Annotated in this window: 24 protein-coding genes; all 24 read right to left on the minus strand. The window is 36.3% G+C overall.

The window, feature by feature from the left end; all coding sequences use genetic code 11:
- Position 1 precedes the first annotated feature (1 nt).
- The 24 genes from OU683_RS11560 to OU683_RS11675 all read right to left on the minus strand — a co-directional run bounded on the left by OU683_RS11560 (position 2) and on the right by OU683_RS11675 (position 22,885).
- Positions 2–778, minus strand: a complete 777-nt coding sequence (locus OU683_RS11560) for a polysaccharide biosynthesis/export family protein (protein ID WP_268138420.1) — start codon at positions 776–778, stop codon at positions 2–4.
- A gap of 125 nt (positions 779–903) precedes the next feature.
- The gene (locus tag OU683_RS11565) at positions 904–1,209 is read right to left on the minus strand and encodes a hypothetical protein (protein WP_268138422.1); all 306 of its coding nucleotides are present in this window, start codon (positions 1,207–1,209) and stop codon (positions 904–906) included.
- A 51-nt stretch (positions 1,210–1,260) separates the two neighbouring features.
- A complete protein-coding gene (locus tag OU683_RS11570; protein ID WP_268138424.1) occupies positions 1,261–2,400 on the minus strand; it encodes a glycosyltransferase family 4 protein in 1,140 nt (379 codons plus the stop codon).
- Positions 2,401–2,476: 76 nt separating this feature from the next.
- Complete coding sequence (locus OU683_RS11575) at positions 2,477–3,559, minus strand: DUF1972 domain-containing protein (protein WP_268138426.1); 1,083 nt, start codon at positions 3,557–3,559, stop codon at positions 2,477–2,479.
- Positions 3,552–4,640: a glycosyltransferase family 4 protein gene (locus OU683_RS11580; RefSeq protein ID WP_268138428.1), complete on the minus strand. Its 1,089-nt coding sequence runs from the start codon at positions 4,638–4,640 to the stop codon at positions 3,552–3,554. The genes OU683_RS11575 and OU683_RS11580 overlap by 8 nt, the downstream gene beginning before the upstream one ends.
- Before the next feature lie 3 nt (positions 4,641–4,643).
- Positions 4,644–5,612 (minus strand): glycosyltransferase family 8 protein, encoded by a 969-nt coding sequence (locus tag OU683_RS11585; protein WP_268138430.1) that lies wholly within the window; start codon positions 5,610–5,612, stop codon positions 4,644–4,646.
- Complete coding sequence (locus tag OU683_RS11590) at positions 5,613–6,716, minus strand: phosphotransferase (protein WP_268138432.1); 1,104 nt, start codon at positions 6,714–6,716, stop codon at positions 5,613–5,615.
- Between the two features lie 17 nt (positions 6,717–6,733).
- Complete coding sequence (locus OU683_RS11595) at positions 6,734–7,987, minus strand: glycosyltransferase (RefSeq protein ID WP_268138433.1); 1,254 nt, start codon at positions 7,985–7,987, stop codon at positions 6,734–6,736.
- A gap of 29 nt (positions 7,988–8,016) precedes the next feature.
- The gene (locus tag OU683_RS11600) at positions 8,017–9,312 is read right to left on the minus strand and encodes a hypothetical protein (protein ID WP_268138435.1); all 1,296 of its coding nucleotides are present in this window, start codon (positions 9,310–9,312) and stop codon (positions 8,017–8,019) included.
- Positions 9,313–9,315: 3 nt separating this feature from the next.
- Positions 9,316–10,290, minus strand: a complete 975-nt coding sequence (locus OU683_RS11605) for a glycosyltransferase family 2 protein (RefSeq protein ID WP_268138438.1) — start codon at positions 10,288–10,290, stop codon at positions 9,316–9,318.
- Positions 10,250–11,449: a hypothetical protein gene (locus tag OU683_RS11610; protein WP_268138441.1), complete on the minus strand. Its 1,200-nt coding sequence runs from the start codon at positions 11,447–11,449 to the stop codon at positions 10,250–10,252. The genes OU683_RS11605 and OU683_RS11610 overlap by 41 nt, the downstream gene beginning before the upstream one ends.
- 2 nt (positions 11,450–11,451) lie before the next feature.
- Entirely contained in the window at positions 11,452–12,339 is an 888-nt protein-coding gene (locus OU683_RS11615) for a glycosyltransferase (RefSeq protein ID WP_268138444.1), read from the minus strand.
- A 95-nt stretch (positions 12,340–12,434) separates the two neighbouring features.
- On the minus strand, positions 12,435–13,355 hold the full coding sequence (locus OU683_RS11620) for a sulfotransferase family protein (RefSeq protein WP_268138447.1): 921 nt from the start codon (positions 13,353–13,355) through the stop codon (positions 12,435–12,437).
- Positions 13,355–13,903 (minus strand): acyltransferase, encoded by a 549-nt coding sequence (locus OU683_RS11625; RefSeq protein ID WP_268138449.1) that lies wholly within the window; start codon positions 13,901–13,903, stop codon positions 13,355–13,357. The genes OU683_RS11620 and OU683_RS11625 overlap by 1 nt, the downstream gene beginning before the upstream one ends.
- Positions 13,894–15,213, minus strand: a complete 1,320-nt coding sequence (locus tag OU683_RS11630; protein ID WP_268138452.1) for a flippase — start codon at positions 15,211–15,213, stop codon at positions 13,894–13,896. The genes OU683_RS11625 and OU683_RS11630 overlap by 10 nt, the downstream gene beginning before the upstream one ends.
- A 21-nt stretch (positions 15,214–15,234) precedes the next feature.
- On the minus strand, positions 15,235–16,248 hold the full coding sequence (gene rfbB / locus OU683_RS11635; protein WP_268138714.1) for a dTDP-glucose 4,6-dehydratase: 1,014 nt from the start codon (positions 16,246–16,248) through the stop codon (positions 15,235–15,237).
- 55 nt (positions 16,249–16,303) lie between these two features.
- Complete coding sequence (rfbD, locus tag OU683_RS11640; RefSeq protein WP_268138455.1) at positions 16,304–17,185, minus strand: dTDP-4-dehydrorhamnose reductase; 882 nt, start codon at positions 17,183–17,185, stop codon at positions 16,304–16,306.
- Complete coding sequence (gene rfbC, locus OU683_RS11645) at positions 17,160–17,756, minus strand: dTDP-4-dehydrorhamnose 3,5-epimerase (RefSeq protein WP_268138458.1); 597 nt, start codon at positions 17,754–17,756, stop codon at positions 17,160–17,162. Before rfbC ends, rfbD begins: the two co-directional genes overlap by 26 nt.
- Positions 17,743–18,639, minus strand: a complete 897-nt coding sequence (rfbA, locus tag OU683_RS11650; protein ID WP_268138461.1) for a glucose-1-phosphate thymidylyltransferase RfbA — start codon at positions 18,637–18,639, stop codon at positions 17,743–17,745. Before rfbA ends, rfbC begins: the two co-directional genes overlap by 14 nt.
- Positions 18,640–18,696: 57 nt before the next feature.
- Positions 18,697–19,485: a 3'(2'),5'-bisphosphate nucleotidase CysQ gene (cysQ, locus tag OU683_RS11655; protein ID WP_268138464.1), complete on the minus strand. Its 789-nt coding sequence runs from the start codon at positions 19,483–19,485 to the stop codon at positions 18,697–18,699.
- Between the two features lie 75 nt (positions 19,486–19,560).
- Positions 19,561–20,817 carry a sulfate adenylyltransferase subunit 1 gene (locus OU683_RS11660; RefSeq protein ID WP_268138466.1) on the minus strand — a complete coding sequence of 419 codons (1,257 nt, stop codon included), beginning with the start codon at positions 20,815–20,817 and terminating at the stop codon, positions 19,561–19,563.
- Between the two features lie 137 nt (positions 20,818–20,954).
- Complete coding sequence (gene cysD, locus OU683_RS11665) at positions 20,955–21,860, minus strand: sulfate adenylyltransferase subunit CysD (protein ID WP_268138469.1); 906 nt, start codon at positions 21,858–21,860, stop codon at positions 20,955–20,957.
- Positions 21,853–22,455, minus strand: coding sequence for an adenylyl-sulfate kinase (gene cysC, locus OU683_RS11670; protein ID WP_326493549.1), 603 nt, complete (start codon positions 22,453–22,455; stop codon positions 21,853–21,855). Before cysC ends, cysD begins: the two co-directional genes overlap by 8 nt.
- Positions 22,448–22,885 carry a DUF2061 domain-containing protein gene (locus tag OU683_RS11675; protein ID WP_268138472.1) on the minus strand — a complete coding sequence of 146 codons (438 nt, stop codon included), beginning with the start codon at positions 22,883–22,885 and terminating at the stop codon, positions 22,448–22,450. The genes cysC and OU683_RS11675 overlap by 8 nt, the downstream gene beginning before the upstream one ends.
- Positions 22,886–22,949 lie beyond the last annotated feature (64 nt).

Here is a 22,949-nt window from a genome sequence, read left to right on the forward strand (position 1 = left end):
TTTAATTCGTTAACAGGATCGCGAGCGAGATCAATACCGAAGCGATCGAGATATATACTGTAGCGTTGCGGTTATAGGCCGCGCCTTGTTTTTGAGCATTGTTGGGTTCTACGTACACTACATCATTCTGCTGCAGGTAGTAAAAAGGGGAATTCAGCAGGTTGGCATCTGTAAGATCCACATAGTTATATGTTTTGCCTTCCAGGGTTTCCCTTATGATGAGGACGTTGTCACGTTTACCGTAGATGCTAAGATCCCCGGCAAAACCTAAAGCCTTGTTCAGGGACAGGTATTCGTCGGGAATACTAAAGGTACCCGGATTGTTAACCTCGCCCAGTACGGTCACCTGGAAATTCACGATACGAATATTAATAATGGGTTCCTGCACATAAGCAGAGATCTTTTCTTCCAGCATTTGGGAGAGCTCCTGCCGGGTCATACCAGAAACTTTGAGCGTACCTAAAACAGGAAATTCGATGTGCCCTTCACTATCGACTAAATAAGTTTGTAATTGGGGTTGTCCACTTACTCTTGTTGCATCACCAGTGCTGGGCATTCCAACTACCGGCAAATTAAAAGGTTGTACCGATTCAAGATTTTTGGCAGCCACATTTATCACCAGCAGATCATTGGGCATTATTTCCAGTCCTTTTTTAGCTGCAGCTGCTTCTTTTTCCACCGCTTCCATGTTTTGGTAGTAGGTGATCTTCTTTCTTGAAACGCAGGAGCTTGCCAGCAGCAGAGCCAGTAATCCAAGTAGGGGTAATCTGAATTTCATGTTTTTATTTAGAGGTCGCGAAGATAGTTGAATAGTTAAGATTTTCTTAATGATAATTTGTTAAGTTTTTGTCGGTTGTCAGTTGTCAGTTGTCGGTTGTCTGCCTTTATAACCCTTTCCGCGGCTCAAAGCCCGGAAAGCGGTTGTTCTGTGGTTGCCAGTTGCCTGTTGCCAGTTGCCTGTTGCCAGTTGCCTGTTGCCAGTTGCCTGTTGCCAGTTGCCTGTTGCCTGTTGCCTGTTGCCTGTTGCCTGTTGCCTGTTTGTGGAGCTTTTTTGTTTTGCCCCTCCCGATAGCTATCGGGACTAAAGGGAGCCAAAAAAGCCGTTCCGTAATGAATTTGGAGCTGCGGTAGCAGAAACAAATTAGTATCGAGAACAAGGGGATTTGAGTAATAAGCTTTTTGTTTTACCCCTCCCCTAAAGGGAGTCAAAAAGCTTACCTGTAGAGTAATTTTCGTACCTCGTATTTCGTAGATCTAACTTCATCTACTTCCTACCACAGATCCCTTCGCCATTCTCGCACCCACTATTTTTAGCCATGCAAAAAGAACAAAAGCGGTAGAATAGAGGAGGACTACCAGGAAAAGCAGCCAGGGCTGACTAAGGATATTTGCCAGGGATAAATAGATCGAGATCACGATGAGATTTAAAAAGCCAAGGCTGAGGCTGGCTTTGAAATGGGATAATCCCAGGTCCAGTAAGACGTGATGGGCATGATTACGATCGGGAGAAAAAGGACTTTCTCCATTTATCTTTCTTATAATGATCACCCTTAGCGTATCAAAAGCAGGAATGAACAATACACAGGCCAGGAACAATAAGCGGTTGCCGGGATGATAGCCTTCAGCCAAAATAGGCGCGTAAGGCTCCAAAGCGAGGTGTTTTAAGGTAAGAAAAGCCAGAATAAGACCAACAAGCAGACTGCCGGAATCCCCCATAAAGATCTTGTTCCTGCTCCTTGAAAAGTTGAATCGCAGAAATGCCGCCAAAATTCCGGCGAGACTGATGCTCACCAGTACAAAAAAAGGCTCCCCTGTTAAGTAGAACACCAGGGCATAAACACTAGTGATCACAATGCCTACAATTGCAGCCAGGCCATCTATACCATCAATAAGGTTATATGAGTTAATAATGGCAAGGACCAGGAATCCCTTTAATAGAAAACCAAGAGCTTCCGGGATCTGGTGCAGCCCCAAAAAGCCGTGCAGGTTAGTTAGCTGCAGTTCGGGAGAGAAGACCAGGAAACAGGCGGCGGCGATCTGTCCAATAAATTTTACTTTGGCAGTCGAAATTACCAGATCATCCTTTAGGCCTACCATGAATAAAATGGTCATTGCCGCAATAAGATGGTTCCCTACATAGGTAAGGCGTAAGCTTTGAAGAATGGTAAGCACCATTATCATACTGATAAAAAAAGCTACTCCACCAAAAGTAGGTACCGCTAAAGAGTGGGAACTCCGCTCATTGACTGTTGCCATCAGGTTCTTTTCCTTACTTACCCATAGGACCTTAGGAATAATATAAAAAGTCAAACCAAAGGTCAGCAGGAAAACAAGCAGGATAAACAGCTCGTAATTTGCACGAAAAAGTTCCAGGATCACTTCCTGATCAAGAATGTTCATAATTGGAAGATTTTAATAGTTAGTTCCAATCGGGTAGGGGACGAAAGGGGAATAAAATTTTATTTTTCTAGGTGATTTAGCTACTAAGGATTCTGGCGTAGGATTCTGAAACCTTTTTCCATGTGTAATGTTCAACTGCAATAGCATTCATTTTCTTTCCAATTTTCTTTAACTGTATTTCATTGCTGCTTCTTAACAAACTAATTAATGAATCTTTATCATTGAAGTATTCTGCGCTCGATCCTGTAGTCTCTCTATTATAATTAACGCCAAAGGCAAGAATAGGTAAACCTAGATACATAGCTTCTACCAGAGAAGGATTAGTTCCCCCAGCACTATGGCCATGCACGTATAAATAACAATTGCTTCTAAGTTGGTTTAACTTGCCTTGATCATAAATAGGATCCAGAAGGAACAGATTTGGACGGGATTTAAACCTCAACCTCAATTTGCGAGCATAATCACTAACCTCCCAGTTACCGACAAGCACCAGATTTAGTTTTTTAAATTCTGAAAAAGCTTCGAGAATAAGTTCTATATTGTTTTCAGGCTCTATTCGACAAACTTTAAACCCATAAGCATCATTGAGAAATGGAAAATTCTTCAGAGTTTCAGAAGAAAAATTTTGAGCTTTGGTGTGGTCAGCCCCATAGGCTATTAGTTCCGCATTTTTCCCATAACTGTTCTTAATATGGTCTTGGATGACTTTATTGTCAGCAACCACGACATCCGCAAATTTTACAGCAATTTTTTCGGAAAAACGCAGATATCTTTTTGCTAATTTGCCCCACTTTTCTCTTTTCCATTCAAGACCATCGATATTAACCGTGATCTTCTTTTTGGAAATAAGTTTTACAAATGGGAGAATGATACATCCGGAGACACCCAGAACAAGTAAACTATCACTTTTTCGCAATCCATGTAGAATACCCCAAATATCGTAAGGAATACTTTGAATCCCATTAGCATTCAAAGGCAGGTATTTTAACGTGGCTTTGTTATAGGTCAAGGGTCCATCAGGGTAGGCCGCTTTACTGCAGTAAATTAGAAAATCGAATTCATTTCCTTTTTTATTTACCAGATGTTCAGTTAGAGTTTCAAAACCACCATATTTTGCGGGTAATCCAACAGTACCAACTACAGCTATTTTCTTAGTCATTTATAACTTCTAAAATTTCCTTATGGAAAGTGTCTTCATTAAATCTTAGTGATCTTTGAAGAGCATTTTCTGAGAGCTTTTTATACAACTCATAGTCTTCTGATAACTCAATAATTCGATTGGATATTTTTGAAACATTATAGGAGGATATTAAATATCCCTCTACTCCATCTCTTACAATCTCTGCTGGTCCGCCTACAGGGGGAACTATTACAGGAATACCGTAAGTCATAGCTTCTATGATCGTAAGACCGAACGTTTCAACCCATTCATCCGGTCTGGAAAGGTTTAACACAAGATCTGCCTTTGCATAAAAAGGGTGTACATCCGATTGTTTGCTTTTTAGAATAATATTTGAAGGTAATTCCCGACCCGAAAAATAATTCCTTATCTCATTCATTTCTGCATTCAGGACCAGTGTAAAAGAGATGCTATGACTATCACATTTTTTCGCGACATCGACGAACTCTTCAACTCCTTTATAGACTTTAAGTGAACATAGCATCAAAACATTGAATTGATCCTTTAATCTATCTGCTCGAATAGATTTATTCGATTTTAGTTTAAAATCTTCTTCTAGGGCGTTGTAAACAACTTGTTGTTTGATCCCGGAAAAATTTTCTTCTTTCAGCAGGGATTCTGATACATAGATCAATCTGGAAGCGGAGATCTGAATTACTTTTCTTAAAAATACCTTCAAAGCCTTTGGTTTGATGGATGTTTCGTGGATATGGTATATTACTTCTTTCCCGGTAAGTTTTCCCGCCAGGGCAGCCCCAAATGGTAGCATGGTATTTATGTAAACAACATCAATTGACTTTCTAATTGCTATGATCTTAAAAAAAAGGCTAGCCTGGGAGATCAGAAAACTTATGAGAGTCAAAATTTTATTTTCGTACCTCTTGTAAAAGTAGGTTTGATGGTAATCTGCAACATTATTCAAAAATCCGCTTTCGCTTTTTGCTGTAAAAAGCCCCGTTTCATGTTTTGAATGCACCCCCCGGATAACCTGAGATAAAACCTTAGGACTACCACTAAAATCATTCAACAAGTGAACAAAAACTATCCTTTTTTTGTTCATTCTTTAGTTTGTAATAAAGCGATGTTTGATCTCAATATAGCGTATCATCAACTTATAAATTTTTAAGGGACAGTTATCATAAATCCAATTCTGAATCCTACAATTTTTTGAGAGCTTATTTTTCTCTAGTTTCAGGTTCCAAGGAGAACTTTTCATGTAGCCAAGGAAAATATTCTTAAGTGGATGAGTACAATTGTGAAACCATGGACGATCAAAAAATTCAGTTGTAAAATGAATTACAACAGGATTATTCACAGCCTCTTTTAATTGTATTTGCGAATAATATTCTTGTATTTTAAATAGATCTTTTATTTGTTTGGCATTGAACAATAGCATAGGATTCATTAAATTAAACTTTGGGTGAAGTATTTTAATATAGCCTTTACAGATATTATTTATTGTTCCCTGATCGTTATGAGGTGGATTCCCATTGAATTTTTTTAAAAAGTCCAAACATTTTTGCTCTATTCCCATTTTCCTCCAAAGGGCGAGATTTAATATTAGAACTCCACCAGAGTTAATATATTTCTCACTAGTTTCCAGCCCTATTTCATGTAAATAATAAGGATTAACTGAATCTTGAATCCCTGCTACTAAGGCCTCTCCAAGATCAATATTAATAATTTCATGGATCGAATCGTTAATAATAGTGTCGCTATCGAAATAATAAACTTTATCGATGTCCAGGTAATTTGAGAGGAATAATCTCCCATAAGCACTTATTCCAAAAGAAGGAATCACATCCATTTTTGGAATAATATCAAAAATGTCAATAAATGTAATTTCCCTATTGAATTTAATAGCAACTTCCTTCAATTTTTCGATATTTTCCAGGCTAATGTTTTCACCAATAATGAAAATTTTCAACCGTTCAATTTTCTGGTTGTTAACTAAGAGTGAAAAAAGGGAGATTCCTGCGTATTTTGCATAATTATCATCAAAAGAGTAGGCTATATTAACTGCTTTCACCATTTATAACTTTTTGTTTACTATTAATCGTATTAGTGGTAACCAACGCTTATAGCATTTATCATCTTTGCCTAATGCCTTCTTATTGATTTTAAAATAAAAGGCTACAACAGCTAATAAATAGGATAAGTATTGAATAGAAAAGTTTTGTTTCAAATAAGGTATTCTGTGGGAGAAAATTTCGCAGCTATTATAAATATTAACGTGCGACGATTTTTTTTCAATAATCTCAATTTGAGTTATAAAGTGAAAGAAATCTAAATATGGTGGAAACGTAAATTTTGCATATTCGAAATCAAAAACAAATAACTCATCCTTTTCCACAAACATGTTCCAAGGAGTGAAATCAGCATGAAAGACAGAAAATTCTACAGTACCTTCACCAAAAAAATTTCTTACCGCTAAAAGTGCTTTTTTGATTAAATCCGAATCTACTGTTGGCATAGATGCTAAGAATCCCTCTAATACATTTAAGGAATGAGCGAAATCAGTTTCCTCAAATGGAATCTTAACTTGCGTCTTTTGGTGCAAGTCATTTAAAAAGGTAGTATGCAAATCACTCCATTTATTCGTGATTTTTGAAGAATTCGTTTTGATAGTATTCTGAATAAATACTTCAGTATTTTTATTAAGTGCTCCGGAATATAAGCATTCAGGGATGGAAGAGATTCCCCTTCTATTCAAAAACTCCAATACTTGATTCTCGTGGAAAAAAATCTTTTTTATTTCTTCATTCCTAGTAACTTTGCAGTAGCCCAGAATTTCGTTTCCTAAACTGATTTGAATTGTACTCTTCTGAAAAACAGAAGGAGTGCCGCAGAAAACCGAAAACTCAATATTTTTCTTTTTGAACAAGTTGCATAGTAAATGCTTTATTTCATCTTCTAATTCATAATTGTGCATTTCTGCTCCAATTACATTGCGAACAAAATTAATCTGATTTACATATGGAAATAAAGATTTTGCTAATTTTCCTTTCCAATGACTGGGTTGATAGAGATTCATTGCCGTAGACATCCTTCGTTTTGGCATTATCCATCGTTTACCATCATCATTAGAAAATGAATAAAATAGATTATCACCTCCTTTCTTTAGAACTCCCTTCATTACCCTTTCAAATAAGTCTAACTTAAATTTCTTTGAAACTCAGAATATTTTCTTGTGATTTCTTTGAAGATAAGCTCCCCCTTTTTTTGCCAATCAAAATGTCCACCAATTTCGTTTGCTTTCTCCCCTTTTACCTTCCTCATCATAGGATCTGATAGTTCCAAAATTCCGATTGATAAATTTTGTATTACCTCAGAACGTGTTGTACGAGGAATAACTACTGCGTATTCTTCATTGAAATAACGAGTATAGCCACCTGTATTGACACATATAAGAGGCTTACTAAATGACATTGAGTCAAAAGCTGTCGTAACCGCTCCCTCTTTTAAACTAGGATTAACTACGACGTCACAATAAGCCATTTTCTCATAATAGACTTCTTGGCTTACCTGACCACTCAATGTAACGAATCTTTCTAGTTTAAACTTATTCACAAGCTTATCAAGACGTTGCTTATCAGAGCCCTTTCCTAAAATTTCTAAATGAATGTTTTGATTATTCTTAACAGCTTGGGCAAAGGCTTCTATAAGTAGGTCGAACCCTCTCCAGGCATCCAGCCGTCCAACTGCCAAGTATTGAATTATTTTGCCTGTTCTTATTTTTTGTTCATTTTGTGCTCCTTCAATTCTTTCTACTGCTACATCTGTAAAAACTAAAGCTTTATTACGGTATTGAATAGGAATACTTTTGGATGCCGTTTCGGTTTTGCAAAAAATAAGGTTTGCATTCGCACATCTATTTTTAAAACCAGAGTTTAAGGGTAGGGTTTTAACTGAAAACCTACGTACCGACTCGATAATTTTACTTTTTACTTCATAATGTTTAGAAAATTCTTTTGGAATGGTATCTCCAACTCCGGTAGGTCCCCAAATGAAAAACTTCTTTTTCCCATATGAGCTTACAGGCCACAAGGCATTTCCATAAGTTAATAAATGGTAAATTTCAATATCATTTTCTTCCATTGTTCTTTTTACAAGAGAATTAGTTAGTTTCTGCCATAATAAATAGTACGTGCGAACTCCGCGTAAACCTTTCTTCCAGAAACGGAGATAATATGGCAAATCAAAATATAAAAATTTAATTGAGTTATACTCCGGATTATTTTTTATCCACGACTCAATATTCGCTTGGTTACTTTTCCTGGTTAACACCCAGAGGTCAAAGTATTTTGACATTTCTAATACCCAATGCCATCCCACTCCAATTTCGGAGCCGAGATTGGGTTCACAAGCATAGGCGGAAACAAAAATTTTTAATCGTTTTCTAGTCATTTTATGGAATCAAAAAAAGGGGGCTATTCTTAGCAGGCACGTTTGAGATTCTTTCTATGTTGATTCTCTACAACCACCATTAATATTTTTTGCAAAGCTTCATCAGCAGTTCCTTCATTTTTAATTAAATAATAGCCCTTATGTTGAGCTAAAAAATGAAGTTTTTCATTGATATCTTCAATACCTTTCTTATCTAATTCTTGCTTACGACTAAGTATAATATCTGATCCAGCTGTAACCAAGAAATTATAATCTATTTTGGGAATAAATAACTTACCCCAGGCGTAAAGAATTTTTGAATTGATATAAATACTGCTTCTTCTACTATCTGCTATAATGTCAGAATAGTAACGATCAAATATGATAAAACCTCTTCTATATAATGTCCTTTTTATTCTTAACCAGTAACCAATTATATAATCAAAACTGTAATAACTCAATCGTAAAAAAGAACTAAACAAATTATTTTTTTTACCTCGGTGCGGATCAGTATAATTATCATTTATGCTCTCCGTAACTCCAATATTTTTTGCTACAGCACCAATATTACCAATTACAGTGGGCCTGTGATGAAAAAGCTTTACTTCTGCATGGTTCCCCGAAACCCTTTCGATAAGTTTATCAATAACCGTCGTTTTGCCCACACCATCTGGCCCGGTAAAGGACATTGATATACCTTGTGATCTGAATATATTCGAAAACTCAAAAAATAAATTCCTCACTATAGAAATGAAATTGCTTCTTAAATTTTTAATTACAAATTTATATCTCAATTCCTGAGAAGATAAATTATCTAATTCATGAAAGTTTTTCAATCCAACAACAGATTGAATTGTCTCATCAAGTACTTTAGGGTTCTTTAATACGGAATGAAGAGTATCAGAATATTTTGAAGGGTAACTTTGATTTACAGCCTTGAGATATAGGTACTTGTCTAAAAATTCAAATTCCTTGGAGACGTGAAAAACCTTTCCATTGAATAATCTTTTTTCCAATACATCCTTAGATTTTAGAAAAATAATTCCATGCAATGAAGTATTAAAAAAGAAATCGAATTGTAAAAAAGAAAATTCTTTGTCTGATAAAATAAAAGTATACATTCTCTCACTTTTATAATATGTGACAATCTTATAATCAAAGGATAGGAACAATTCAATAATGCTTTTTTTGATCTTTTTGAAGTCCCTTCTATCAATAATTATATCTATATCCTTACTTAAATTTTTTTCTGGTAGCCCTTCAAAATTTCTTAATAAAGCATATAGAGCATTTTTATTAAGAAATTCAATGACTTGTGTTGTTAATAATTCTTCTTGAGTTTTCATATTCTATTTTAATAGACCTGAATTTGCTTTTAATTTTTGCATGAATTGTTCCGGATTCATAAAAATAGATTTCGATAAATAATATGTCCCTTTTATAAATTTTTTATCCTTTAAAAGGAAAAAGCCATTCCGTAAAAAATAACCAGCTCTAGCATTTTTATGTAACTGATCAATTTCAGCTGCTGTTACAGTTTCAATAAAATCGTTGAAATAAATTTCGTTAAAACCTGCCCTACGTAATTTTAAATTCTTTTTGATAAATTTCATTTTTAAAGACATCGCTACAGCATTTGAGGATACTCCTTCATTTCCTTTTCGATAGTAATAAAGTACTTCAGGAATAGTGATAATATATTTACCATCCTTATAAAGATCGCTCATCCTTGTCCATAAATCCAGGTCCTCACAAAAATCTCTATATCTTGGCTTTCCGATTGGAAAATTATCTAATCTAAAGCCTCCAACCTGCAATGCAATTTCTCTATTAAACAATGTTTGAATTGGTAGAAATATCAATTTTTCCCGGCGAGCCAAAGAATCAAATTCTTCCTTTGTTCTTGAACCGATAAAAAAGCCACCTTTGAGCTTATCACCTTTCTCATCTATATACCTTAACCAACTACTAACTGCTATAATGTTTTTGTCGGAGATTATCATTTCGTATTGCTTCTTAACTAAGGAAGGATGGGGCAAATCATCTGAGTCAATAAAAAGTAAATATTTAGTTTTTGCTTCAATTAAAGCTAACTGGCGGGCATTGGCAATTCCTTTATTTTCCTCAAGATTGATTAATTTGAATTGCCTTTTATTCTTTTTCAAAAAATCTTGAACAACATTGAAAGTATTGTCGGAAGAGCAATCATTAATAATTAATAGATCAAACTCTTGAAAGGTTTGTTTGAGAACACAAGCTAATGTCTCTTCTATAACATTTGCACTATTGTAAGCGCAAATCGCAATTGTTAAATTGTTCTGCATTTTTTAAAAAGTAATTTGATGTTGCAAATAACATTAGAATCCCCCAGACATATGCAATGTTATTTATTCCGGCTCCTAATAACAGAATAAAAATAAGTGCCTCTAAAGACAAAATTTTTCTGATACAACAAGTGAAAACAAAACTGATTGATACTATATAGCTTATTAGACCGTAATCGCTTATGCCTCCAACTTTTTGCTCCTCACTAAGATAATCTGCGGTTGCATTAGTATCTATTCCCTTTCCGAACCATGTGTCTTGCTCTGTGAGCTCAATTTCTGTCAAGGTATTTATTAGTGGCACTATCCTCGATGCAGCACTGTAATCTGTTTTTTTAATTACTTCCTGGTCGAATGTTTGCACTGCTTCAAAACTTGCTCTGGCTCTGTTTAAGGGTTCATAATTAATTGAAGGAATGAGAAAATAAAAAATAATAGAGCCGCTAAGTAATACAAAAACGAATTGTCTTTGCATAAAATATAAAGATAAGATTCCTAATCCCACAAATGCAGTCCCGCTCCCCATACTGATCATTGCCCATAAAAAACCTATGAATAACCATTTATTATTTCTAAACAGTTTGGATAAAAGCATATTTTCTTTTCCCCATACCACTTCGCTCATGCGAAAGAAAATCAGCATTAATACCGTCATTATTCTCGCGGCATGTGACGGTTCAATAGCCAGTGAATTTGCTCCAAGGCCCCTGTCTAAAAAATGAGTAAGATTAATTATAGGGAGTGAACGAATACCCGACAGAATAGCAACTTGTTGTACGAGCAAAACAATAATGTAGGCATAGAGCAATCCCTTGATAACACTTAAAAAGTGTTTTGGTGAAAAAATTTTTTCCTTGAAAATAAAATTGTAATACATGATAAACATGAAAACGAAGAAAAATTTATATAAAATTGTGGTTATGCGAAAACTTTCACTATTATATAGGATCGAAATTGTGATTGTAAATAAATAGATAGCGCCCCATATAACTGCTTTTGATATTTTTGGTGTAAAACTTAACCAAAAAAAAGGAGTAAATAGCAGTGCAATGATTTTAACATCACTAGCCTTATACCCCTCAATTGGTATATATTGAACACACATGAGTACCAAAAAAAAAGTAGCTATACCTTTTAGGGATATTGAAGAATTATTCATTATTAATTAAAAGCACCTTTTATTCGGTGAACAGTTTTAATTTCTAACAGAGATAAAGTCATTAAAATTCTCAATAACCCTGCTTTTAAACGCCCATACTTGCGACAGACAAGCGTATACTCAATAAGGCCGTTATGCCACAATTTATATTTACTATAAGTGTTGTGAAAGCTATTGATAGTTGCTGAATGATCATGAATATAAGATTCTTCAAGCAATACATAATTATTAAAACCCTGTTGCTTCACGGCATGCGCTACGAACCGTTCCTCAACATAGAGAAATGTTTTAGGATAGAAGTATCCTAATTGTTTGAATCGTTTGAAATCAGAAAACATAAAACTTCCTCCTATCACTTCTACTTTCATGGCTTGGTTATTTGTGTTATCTACAATAACCGGTTTCTTTTTATTTAATACTCTATGCAGCATTGATAAAGAAAGTATATCCTCCCAAAAAGATCTTAATGGCCCCAATATGGCCGCATTGCCATTTGGAGATCTTTCCATGGGAGCAATAATAGCAGGATTCTCTAGTGTTGAATATTTATCAATTAATTTTTCGAAACAATTATTAGGAAGAATTATATCATTATTCAGTATGGCTACATAATCCGGATGAATATTCTTTTCCAAATATTTTAAGCCAAAATTATTTCCTTTTGCGTACCCCAAATTTGCTCCCGTTTGTAGAACTTCTACATTGGAATATTTTAGTTTATACTTGAATAGCTCTTCGAAAGAACCATTTGGAGAATTATTATCAACTATAATTATATAGATATTCTGAGCTACAGTCTGGAGTTGTATATTTTCCACTAAACTTATAGTGTCCTGATAAGAATTATAGTTCAAAATTACAACTCCAATTTTACTCATTCTTTCTTTCATTCTGATAGCTTAATATTAAATTCCACATAGCAAGTTCAAGAGAACATTAAAGAGTAAACGTTACAAAGTTTATCTTTACAATTATTTTTGTAGAATTAAGAATATCTCCAGTGACTTAAATCTCTTTTTGTGAGTTTTTCGAGCTTATCAATTTCTTCTTTAAAGAAATTCTCGTAAGCGTATATCGCATCTGTATTAGACAATATTTTTGATTTTGGGTCTAATTCTTTTCTATTTATTTGTCTCAATTTCGACAAGATCGGCCTTGAAATCTTACTTAAAACTTCACTTCTTTTAAGATAATGTTTTACTCTGCCTGGCTTGGACAATATCTCTTCGAGTTTCCTATTTTTTATACCCGTGGCAGAATTACTTAAAGTCCCAAAATCAAGGTTTTCTGTATGAGAAACATTAAGAAATTGAAAAATATTTTCTATTTCAGTTTCTGTATTCTTTATAAGATCTTCAAAAAAAATTAATTTTATATTGTTATTCGGAACTTTATTGTCCAGATGTTTTAAAGTTTTTGAATATATGCTTCGGGATATATAACCAAAATTGTTTTTTTCGAAATGCCCCGGTTCATTACTTTCGTAATCAAAATGCCTTTTAGGATTAGCTATTCTAAACTCCTCAATTTCCAATGCTTCAATAAATGATTTATTCTCTAAGCAACGTCTGTGCGACATTAAATAATGAGAATAAGCTCGTTTAACCGGATCTCTTAGAATAAAAATGAATTTAAGATCCTTTCCAAAAGATTGGATCAGTCTGTCTATAGAGCGCGTTTCTACTTGTAAGTTAGGATTAATGTTCCCCACTATTTTTTCACCCACATAATCCTTATAATAATTTTTAAAAAAAAAGTCTAAACCTTTCTGGAATTTTTCATTTACATCAAAAAAATGAGCTTCCTTAGTTTCTGGAAGATATATATCAGGATGATCTTTTATAATATCATGGAGAGTTGTGGTTCCTGCTTTTTGAGCCCCAATACAAACAAAATCTAACCTCATTAACTTCTAAATTTTATAATTTTTGCTGGAACACCTCCCATAATTGCATTTTCAGGAACATCCTTTGTAACTACCGCATTTGCACCTATTATAGAGCCACTTTTAATAACCACGCCTTTTGTTATTACAGCGCCGTGGCCAATCCATACATTGTCTTGGATTATAACTGGTGCTGTTGTTATTCCCTGACTATTCATTGGTCTATTTAAATCAGCGAAGGCATGATCTGTATCTCTTATTGAAACGGCCTGAGCAATCATGACATCTTCTCCTATTATTACTTTATCATTAGAACCTATTACGGAATATGAACCTATAAAAGATTTAGATCCAATTTCAATGTAGCCAGATCCCTGAAGAATTACACCTTCATTTATTGTTGAATTATCCTTCATTTTTATCATGAGCTTATTCTCCTTACCCCTAAAGGGATAAATTTTCACGCCATGTTTTATAGTTGTTTTCTTTCCGAGAATCAGATAAGATCTGTAATAAATTCTGAAAAATAGCGTACTTAACTTACGTAATATTTTATCAATTAGAACCATTTATAAAGTTTTAGCCCAATTCTTATTCTAACAAAGTAATAGCATAGAATCATATTTAAAATGGTAGTTATGGAAGTCGCATAAGCAGCTCCAGTTGCACCATAACGAGTAATAAAATAAAAATTAAGGAGTAAGTTTAATAGGACAGTTGTTGCAGTTATATTTCTTAAAATTTTTTCATGACTGGTCATTACTAACAGGTTGCCCACAGGTCCTGAGGCAATATTGAAAAATTGACCTATAGCTAATATTACTAATACAGAATAAGCCGGAGTGAAATCTTCTCCCCAAAATCCCAATACTGTTTTTCCAAAAATCACCAAAATTATCAAAGACAAAAAACCTAGGATAAATAGGGCCTTAGAAACTGATTGAAGTAACTTTTCTAGTTCTGGAGTTTTCTTATCGTTATACAGCACAGCAATTTTCGGTCCCAATACGGAAATAGTAATTTGTAGAAGAAAACTGGTAAGTAGGGCAAGTTTCGCTGCGACAGAATAATATCCTACCTCTTTAGTTGTACTTAACCAACCAAGCATTATAGTATCAGCACTTGTGGAAATCAATAGAGAAGCATTGACTATAAGTAATGATCCTCCGGTTTTCAACATTTCCTTACCTTTAAAAGTTGTAGGCCTGAAAAAATTATAAGATCCATAAATATTTTTCCAATAAACAATTCCAAAGACCATTACTACAAGTCGGGATAATCCAAATAATAATGCTATGCCCACAAGATTGAATGGAAAATTACTTAACCAATAAACTATTAAAAAAATACCCCAAATTATACCGCTTGAGGTTTGATCTAACACATTGCTCTGCCAAATCTTATCAAAGCCTATTAGGGAAGAAGATAAAATTCTTGTTATTATTTGAGGAATTAAGAAAGCTGAGAAAATAATTAGTGGAAAAGTTAGTGCGAATGAATCGAACACCTTTGTGGCAATAAATGACGAACAAAGAATCAAAATAATTGTACACACTATTCCAATTACTCCATTTATAATATATGCGGTACCAAGCATGTTTCTGATATGCTCTTTATCTCTGGAACCAAAACCAATTGCCACTTCCTTAATGAGTACCTGGGGTAAGCCCCACATTGAAATTACTAGTATAAATGAGGTGATTTGAATAGCAAGATTCATAACACCAAAATCTGACGGACCTAAGAGTCTTCCAAGAAACATACTCACAAGAAAACTTACTATTAGGCCTACTACTCTTACGATTAGTGAGCTAGAAAATTTAGAAAAAATGTCTTTTAAAGAAGAATTCTCGGAAAAGAACTTGTTAATTGATTCCAATGGGATTTCTCTGTTGGTATTTTAATTTGAATATTTTTCCTGATACCATGCAATAGTCTTTTTAATACCAGATTCGAAATTTTCATCAGCCTTCCAACCTAATTGAGATTCGATCTTAGTGGCATCTATGGCATATCTTCTATCGTGACCTGCACGATCCTCTACATTAGTGATCTGGTCCTTATAGCTTCCTTCAGCTTTTGGGTTCATTTCATCAAGAAGCTCACAAATAGTATGAGCTATATAATTGTTATTACGTTCATTTCTACCGCCAATATTATAGACTTCCCCGGCATTTCCAGTTCTAAATGCCAGGTCTATTCCCTTTGCATGATCCAAAACATATAACCAGTCCCTTACATTTTTCCCATCTCCGTAGATAGGAATATTTTCACCACTAATAGCTTTCCGAATCACTGTTGGGATCAGTTTTTCATCATGCTGTTTAGGTCCGTAGTTATTGGAACAATTTGTAATTACCGTATTCATTCCGTAAGTATGATGATAAGAACGCACGATCATATCAGATCCTGCTTTACTTGCTGAATATGGAGAGTTTGGGGCATAAGGGGTTTCCTCGGTAAACAAACCGGTTTCTCCTAAAGTACCATAAACTTCGTCTGTTGAGATATGCAAAAAACGGCTGTTTTTATATTCTTCTTTATGAGTGAAAGGTTTATCCATCCAGTATTTATAAGCTACATCTACAAGGGTAAAGGTTCCCCTTACATTTGTTTCTACAAAAACTCCCGGATTTTTGATGGAGTTATCTACGTGAGACTCTGCTGCAAAATGGATAACGCCATTAATATTATATTTTTCAAAAAGTTCTTCAACAAGACTCCTATCACAAATATCTCCTTTTACAAAAGTATATCTATCATTATCCTCCACTTCTTTAATGTTTTCCATATCTCCTGCATAGGTAAGCAGATCCAGGTTAATGATAGAGATGTCCGGGTTATTCTCTAAAAAAAATGGTATAAAATTGGAACCTATAAAACCAGCTCCACCGGTTACCAAAATTGTTTTTATTGACATAATTATCTTGAATTTAGTTCTCGATACAAATTCATTCCTGCTACCGCAGTTATGAATTCACTCGAACTGACGTAGGTTTTACTTTTTGAATACAGTCTCTTAAACTATCTTTCCAGTATGGAATTGTATAACTAAATGTATTTTTTAGTTTATTAAGATCCATAAGCGAATAATGAGGGCGTGCTGCCGGAGTTGGATAAGCAGAGGTCGGTATCGGGCTTAACTTACAATTCAGCTTTGCCGATTCAATAATTTCATTCGCAAAATCATACCAGGAACAAACTCCCTCATTTGAAAAATGATAAACCTCTAAATTTTCATTTTCCGCTTTAACTGCTTTCTTTAGAATAAACTCTGCCAGGTCACGGGCATAAGTAGGAGCTCCAACCTGGTCACTAATCACATTTAGCTCTTCCCTTTGTTCCCCCAATCGCAGCATGGTCTTCACAAAGTTATTTCCGAAAGAGGAATACACCCAGGAAGTACGTATGATCATTGAGTTTACTGGATCTATTTCCAGCATTGCTTTCTCCCCTTCCAGTTTTGTCTTCCCATACATGTTCAGCGGTGAGGTAGGATTATCAACAAGGTATGGCTTATAGCCTTTCCCGTTGAAAACATAATCGGTAGAGATATGTATCATTTTCAACCGGTTTTCTCTGGCTATTTCAGCAAGATTTCTAACCGAAAGATGATTTGTTTTGTTTGCCAGTTCAGGTTCAGATTCCGCTTTATCTACGGCTGTGTAAGCTGCGCAATTGATAATGACATCTATACTGTTTTTTTCGATAAAAACCTTTGCAGATTCTTTGTCAGAAATATCCAGATCCTCCCTCGAAGTAAAAATGAAATCATATTTAGGAAAATCAACTGAAAGATCCCTTATTTCTGAACCCAGTTGTCCTTTAGACCCTGTTATGAGCAGCTTCATTCTCGTATAGGTTTTCGAAAAAATCAAATTTGTCAGCTTCATTAAAAAGAGGCTGATTTTTATCCTTATCAGATAACATCAATTTATCTGCAGGTAATTCCCAATCGATATTAATAGCAGGATCATTGAAGAGGAAACCACGGTCGAATTCAGGAGCGTAGAAGTTATCACACTTATAAGCAAAGACGGCTTCATCTGAAGTAACAACAAAACCATGAGCAAATCCTCTTGGCACAAAAAGTTGCCTTTTATTCTCAGCACTTAACTCAACTATCACAGATTTACCAAAATATGGAGATCCTTTTCTAATATCCACTGCTACATCTAATACCGTACCCTGAAGAACCCGAACAAGTTTAGATTGGGTAAATGGAGGTAATTGGTAATGCATCCCTCTTAAAACACCATAAGAAGATTTTGATTCATTATCCTGACAGAAATTCACTTCATAACCAAGAAATTCCTCAAGTGTATCCTTTCTAAAGGTTTCGCTAAAGTATCCCCTGTGATCACCGAATATTTTAGGCTCACAAATAACAACGTCCGGGATTTCCGTTCTAATAAACTTCATAAGCTATCTTTTTTTCAGCTCTTTTTAACAAATATTGACCATAACCATTCTTTTTTAAAGGATCTGCCAATGCTATTAATTGCTCTCGGCTGATATAACCTTTTTCAAAAGCTATTTCCTCCAGACAGGCTACCTTTAGGCCCTGCCTTTTCTCGATGGTATGGATAAAATTAGAGGCTTCCAGCATAGACTCATGAGTTCCGGTATCCAACCAGGCGTATCCTCTTCCCATAAGCTCGACCTTAAGTCCTCCTTTTTCTAAATAAGCTTCATTTACAGAAGTAATTTCCAATTCACCTCTGTGACTTGGCATTACATTTTTGGCCACCTCAACGACAGTGTTGGGATAAAAGTAAAGCCCAACGACCGCATAGTTGCTTTTAGGTTGCTTTGGTTTTTCCTCGATGCTGGTGACGTTTCCTTCATTATCGAATTCAGCTACACCATAACGTTCCGGATCATTTACATAATATCCAAAAACTGTAGCCTTACCTTCTTCTTCTACATTTTTCACTGATTGCCTAAGGAGTTCAGAAAACCCGTGACCATAAAAAATATTATCCCCTAATACCAGGCAAACATCATCATCTCCAATAAACTCTTCTCCAATGAGAAATGCCTGGGCTAAGCCATCAGGGCTCGGCTGCACTTTATATTCGAATCTCATCCCCAATTCTGCACCATCCCCAAGCAATTTCTCAAAATTTGGAAGATCTTCAGGAGTAGAAATTATAAGTACTTCCCTAATACCTGCGAGCATCAGCACCGATAAAGGATAATAAATCATTGGCTTATCATAGATACAAAGCAGTTGTTTTGAGACTCCTTTTGTAATGGGGTAAAGTCTGGTGCCGGATCCACCGGCTAAAATTATTCCTTTCATTTAAATGCGAATTTGCGCGAATTAAGATCGAATTTCACGGGTCGTTTTATGTTACTTTTAGTTTACAAGGAACCAGTTATTCAAAAGGTTTTCCCGGTTGTAAAGCATTGGCTCTTTTGTGGTGTGGTCTGTTACTGTTTTGCCGGCATACATGCAGATCGCCTGGCCTGCAGCCGTGTCCCATTCCATAGTAGGGGCGAAGCGGGGATAGCAATCGGCCTGTCCTTCGGCTACCATACAAAGTTTTAAGGAACTACCTTTGGAAATGCTGGTTACTTTCCCGTGTTCTTTTTCCAGAGTGAGGATATATTCTTCAGTCTCCGGGGAGAGATGAGATTTGCTTGCTACTACACAGTAGCTGTCATCTTTTCTGGGAAGTGGAAGCCGCTGTGCTAATTGATCCAGGCGATCCAGCTTAGAATCAGCAGTTATTCCGGCAGCTTTAAAGGAGCCTGTTTCTTTTTCAGCATAGTACAGTTCTTCAAGAGCGGGAACATAAATAACACCCAATACCGGTATCTGATCTTCAACCAAGGCTATATTCACGGTGAATTCACCATTCTTTTTAATGAATTCCTTGGTGCCATCAATAGGATCAACGATCCATAATTGGTCCCAGCCTTTCCTTTCCTTATACGGAAGATCCTTTCCTTCTTCCGAAAGTATTGGAATGTTCGTCTCCTTTAGGTACTCTATGATGATCTCATGGGAAGCCAGGTCTGCTTTTGTCAGCGGGGAATCATCACCTTTAGCTTCCACTTCAAAATCCTCATTGTCGTAGATCTCCATGATTCGCTTTCCGGCGGCCAGGGAGGCTTTTATTGCAGTTTCGAGTAGGTTATTCATTTGTAATCTTTGCTAGTTAGAGACCCCTCGCTTCTCGACTCCGCTCGAAGTGACAGCTCGAGGCGACATTGGTAATTAGACAATCATTCCGGCAGCCACAGTTTCATTTGTAGCCTGGTCTATTAAGATTATGCTTCCGGTATTTCGATTGTCCCTGTAAGAATCGATCATCAGCGGTCTTGTACTGCGAATTTTGACGCGGGAAATGTCATTCATGTTCAAATCCTTGTCTTCTGTATTACGCTCAAAGGAATTGATGTCCATTTTGTAGACGACTTCTTTAATCATTGCCTGCTCCTCATTGGAAGTGTGGCGAACAATGTATTTAGCTCTTGGTTTGGCAGACTCATTGGCCAACCAACAAAGCATTACATCAAATTCCTGTGATGGCTCCGGTTGATTGTTTTTCTTTACGATCATATCGCCTCTGCTGATATCAATGTCATCCTCTAGTGTAATTGAAATTGACATAGGAGCATAAGCTTCTTCAAGCTCCTGCTCTCCTGCATTAATGGACTTTATTTTTGAGGTAAATCCCGAAGGTAAAACGGCCACCTCATCTCCAACCCTGTAGATCCCACTGGCCACTCTGCCCGCGTAACCGCGATAATCAATAAAACCTTCCCGCTGCGGGCGAAGAACTGTTTGAACTGCAAACCGGGAATCAATCTTATTAATATCACTGCTAATGTGAAGAGTTTCCAAAGTATTAAGAAGCGTGCCACCCTGATACCATTTCATATTTTCTGATGAATTCACCACGTTATCTCCTAGTAAAGCACTTATTGGAATAAACCGTACATCTTTAACAATCAGTTTGGATGAAAACTCTTCAAACTGGGTTACAATTTCATTGAACCGATCTTCAGAAAAATCGACCAGGTCCATTTTGTTTACACAAACGATAAGATGCGGTATATTCAGTAGAGAAGCAATAAACGAATGTCTCTTTGTCTGTTCAATTACTCCGTGACGGGCATCAATAAGAATTATTGCTGCATTTGCGGTAGAGGCTCCCGTTACCATATTTCGGGTGTATTGGATATGCCCTGGAGTATCTGCGATAATAAACTTTCGTTTTGGAGTGGTAAAGTAGCGGTAAGCCACATCTATAGTAATTCCCTGTTCTCTTTCATCCCTCAGCCCATCTGTAAAGAGAGCCATATCCACTCCGTCATGTCCTTTCTTTGCACTCGTAGCAGTTATCGACGCCAATTGATCCTCAAAAATTGATTTGGAATCGTATAGTAGTCTCCCAATCAAAGTGCTTTTTCCATCGTCCACACTTCCGGCGGTAGTGAATCTTAGTAGTTGGTTGTTATCTATTTGCATAATATTGTTCTTCTCGATTTTCCGTTTTGCCCTTCCCGATAGCTATCGGGACTAAGGGAACCGGAAAATTTTATAGTATATAAGTGATTGTAAATTAATTTCCCTCCCTTTAGGGCCGGGGTAAAGGAAATTAATTTCTAAAAGTAACCCTGTTTTTTTCTGTCCTCCATTGCCGTTTCAGATCTTTTATCATCTGATCTGTCTCCACGTTCTGTCTTTCTCATGGCAGAAACTTCCAGAGCTATTTTCTCTAAAGTATCGGCGTCAGATTCTATGCCACCGGTGATAGTAATATCTCCCAAAGTCCTGAAACGGATCTTCTTTTTTACCACCTGCTCATTTTCTTCCAACTTCAGGAATTCTGACATAGGGATCCAGGAATTGCTTCTGAAAACAACATCTCTTTCATGAGCATAGTATAAGGATGGAATGCTGATGTTTTCTCTTTTGATATAGTTCCAAACGTCCATTTCTGTCCAGTTGCTTATAGGAAAGGCGCGGAAATGTTCTCCTTCGAAATGTTTTCCATTCAGATGATTCCATAGTTCAGGCCGTTGATTTTTTGGATCCCATTCCCCGAAGTCATTTCGGTGAGAGAAGAAGCGTTCTTTTGCACGGGCTTTTTCCTCATCCCGTCTTCCTCCGCCAATTGCACAATCTACTTTGTTATTATCAATAGCATCAAGTAGGGTTGTAATTTGCAAAGCATTTCTGGTGGCATTTTTTCCCTTCTCTTCGGCTACTCTTCCCTGGTCAATAGAATCCTGGACAGAGCCAACTATAAGCTTTACGCCCAACTCCTTTATGAGATCATCGCGAAACTGGATGGTCTCCGGGAAATTGTGTCCGGTATCTACATGCATTAGGGCAAATGGAATTTTGGCCGGGTAAAATGCTTTTTTAGCCAGATGAGTTACCAGGATTGAATCCTTACCCCCGGAGAACAAAATAACCGGATTCTCAAATTGCGCCCATACCTCCCGCAAGATGTATATAGCTTCCGATTCCAGTTCGTCTAAATAATTCAGGTAATATTTATTCATTGTGCTTAAACTGTATTATAGGTAAAATATGAGCAAGTACTCTTTGAGCTGATCTTTCTATTGTTTCTTCTTCTGTTCTTATTTCCACAGCGGGATTATTGGGTTTTTCAAAAGGGGCGGATATTCCGGTGAAATTTTCAATTTCTCCCGCTCTTGCCTTCTTGTATAGGCCCTTTACATCTCTTCGCTCACATTCCTCAACCGAAGTGTTTACAAATACCTCTACGAAATTGTCCTCTCCAACGATTGTTTTGATTATTTCTCTGTCAGATTCCATAGGGGTGATAAATGCCGAAAGAATAACCTCGCCGGCATCCATAAACAATTTCGCTACTTCGGCAATACGTCTTAGATTTTCAGTTCTGTCCTCCTCAGAAAATCCGAGGTTTTGATTCAATCCGCCGCGAATATTATCCCCGTCTAATGAATAAGTATGTATTCCTTGTTCAAATAGTTTTTTTTCTACCACATTCGCGATAGTAGATTTTCCCGAGCCGGAAAGACCGGTAAACCAAACGACGAGAGGCTGATGTCCTTTTAAATCACTTCGGTGATTTTGGGTAACATTGTAATCCTGAGGAATTATATTATTCATCAGCTACTGAATTAGAAGGGGTTTTTCTGTGACTAAGTCCGTAATTAGATCTGTACCAGACTTTTTCGTGTAAATAGTATAGCAGCATTTTAGTTATAATCTCTACCATTCCCACTTTTAGTCCTATTAAAGGATCTCCTGAAATCCACCAGGCAAGGATCATAGTGTCGACAGTTCCCACAACACGCCAGCTGATAGTTTTCGCAATATGCCGCCAATTGGTTGTTTCTTTATCCAAATTGAGCCTAAACCATAAGCGCTCGTGAAGGTAGTAAAGCACCATTTTAGTGACTACTTCGGCTAAACCAATTTGAACTCCAATTAAAGCATCCCCCGTGATGATCCAGGAAATTAACATGGTATCCAAAGTGCCGATGCATCTCCAGGTAATGGCTTTTGCTATATGGCGTTTGTGGGATGAGTCTTTCATTAAGTTATAAATTCCTGAGGTTATATCTTAGATCTCACTCCCCTAAGCGGCTTCCAACTCCGCC

Source organism: Salinimicrobium sp. TH3, from assembly GCF_026676115.1.
Taxonomy (GTDB): Bacteria; Bacteroidota; Bacteroidia; order Flavobacteriales; family Flavobacteriaceae; genus Salinimicrobium.

Coding starts and splice junctions, on each gene's coding strand:
- OU683_RS11560 (WP_268138420.1), bottom strand. CDS start 778: ATGAAATTCAGATTACCCCTACTTGGATTACTGGCTCTGCTGCTGGCA.
- OU683_RS11570 (WP_268138424.1), bottom strand. CDS start 2,400: ATGAACATTCTTGATCAGGAAGTGATCCTGGAACTTTTTCGTGCAAAT.
- OU683_RS11575 (WP_268138426.1), bottom strand. CDS start 3,559: ATGACTAAGAAAATAGCTGTAGTTGGTACTGTTGGATTACCCGCAAAA.
- OU683_RS11580 (WP_268138428.1), bottom strand. CDS start 4,640: ATGAACAAAAAAAGGATAGTTTTTGTTCACTTGTTGAATGATTTTAGT.
- OU683_RS11585 (WP_268138430.1), bottom strand. CDS start 5,612: ATGGTGAAAGCAGTTAATATAGCCTACTCTTTTGATGATAATTATGCA.
- OU683_RS11590 (WP_268138432.1), bottom strand. CDS start 6,716: ATGAAGGGAGTTCTAAAGAAAGGAGGTGATAATCTATTTTATTCATTT.
- OU683_RS11595 (WP_268138433.1), bottom strand. CDS start 7,987: ATGACTAGAAAACGATTAAAAATTTTTGTTTCCGCCTATGCTTGTGAA.
- OU683_RS11600 (WP_268138435.1), bottom strand. CDS start 9,312: ATGAAAACTCAAGAAGAATTATTAACAACACAAGTCATTGAATTTCTT.
- OU683_RS11605 (WP_268138438.1), bottom strand. CDS start 10,290: ATGCAGAACAATTTAACAATTGCGATTTGCGCTTACAATAGTGCAAAT.
- OU683_RS11610 (WP_268138441.1), bottom strand. CDS start 11,449: ATGAATAATTCTTCAATATCCCTAAAAGGTATAGCTACTTTTTTTTTG.
- OU683_RS11615 (WP_268138444.1), bottom strand. CDS start 12,339: ATGAAAGAAAGAATGAGTAAAATTGGAGTTGTAATTTTGAACTATAAT.
- OU683_RS11620 (WP_268138447.1), bottom strand. CDS start 13,355: ATGAGGTTAGATTTTGTTTGTATTGGGGCTCAAAAAGCAGGAACCACA.
- OU683_RS11625 (WP_268138449.1), bottom strand. CDS start 13,903: ATGGTTCTAATTGATAAAATATTACGTAAGTTAAGTACGCTATTTTTC.
- rfbD (WP_268138455.1), bottom strand. CDS start 17,185: ATGAAGCTGCTCATAACAGGGTCTAAAGGACAACTGGGTTCAGAAATA.
- rfbC (WP_268138458.1), bottom strand. CDS start 17,756: ATGAAGTTTATTAGAACGGAAATCCCGGACGTTGTTATTTGTGAGCCT.
- rfbA (WP_268138461.1), bottom strand. CDS start 18,639: ATGAAAGGAATAATTTTAGCCGGTGGATCCGGCACCAGACTTTACCCC.
- cysQ (WP_268138464.1), bottom strand. CDS start 19,485: ATGAATAACCTACTCGAAACTGCAATAAAAGCCTCCCTGGCCGCCGGA.
- OU683_RS11660 (WP_268138466.1), bottom strand. CDS start 20,817: ATGCAAATAGATAACAACCAACTACTAAGATTCACTACCGCCGGAAGT.
- cysD (WP_268138469.1), bottom strand. CDS start 21,860: ATGAATAAATATTACCTGAATTATTTAGACGAACTGGAATCGGAAGCT.
- cysC (WP_326493549.1), bottom strand. CDS start 22,455: ATGAATAATATAATTCCTCAGGATTACAATGTTACCCAAAATCACCGA.
- OU683_RS11675 (WP_268138472.1), bottom strand. CDS start 22,885: ATGAAAGACTCATCCCACAAACGCCATATAGCAAAAGCCATTACCTGG.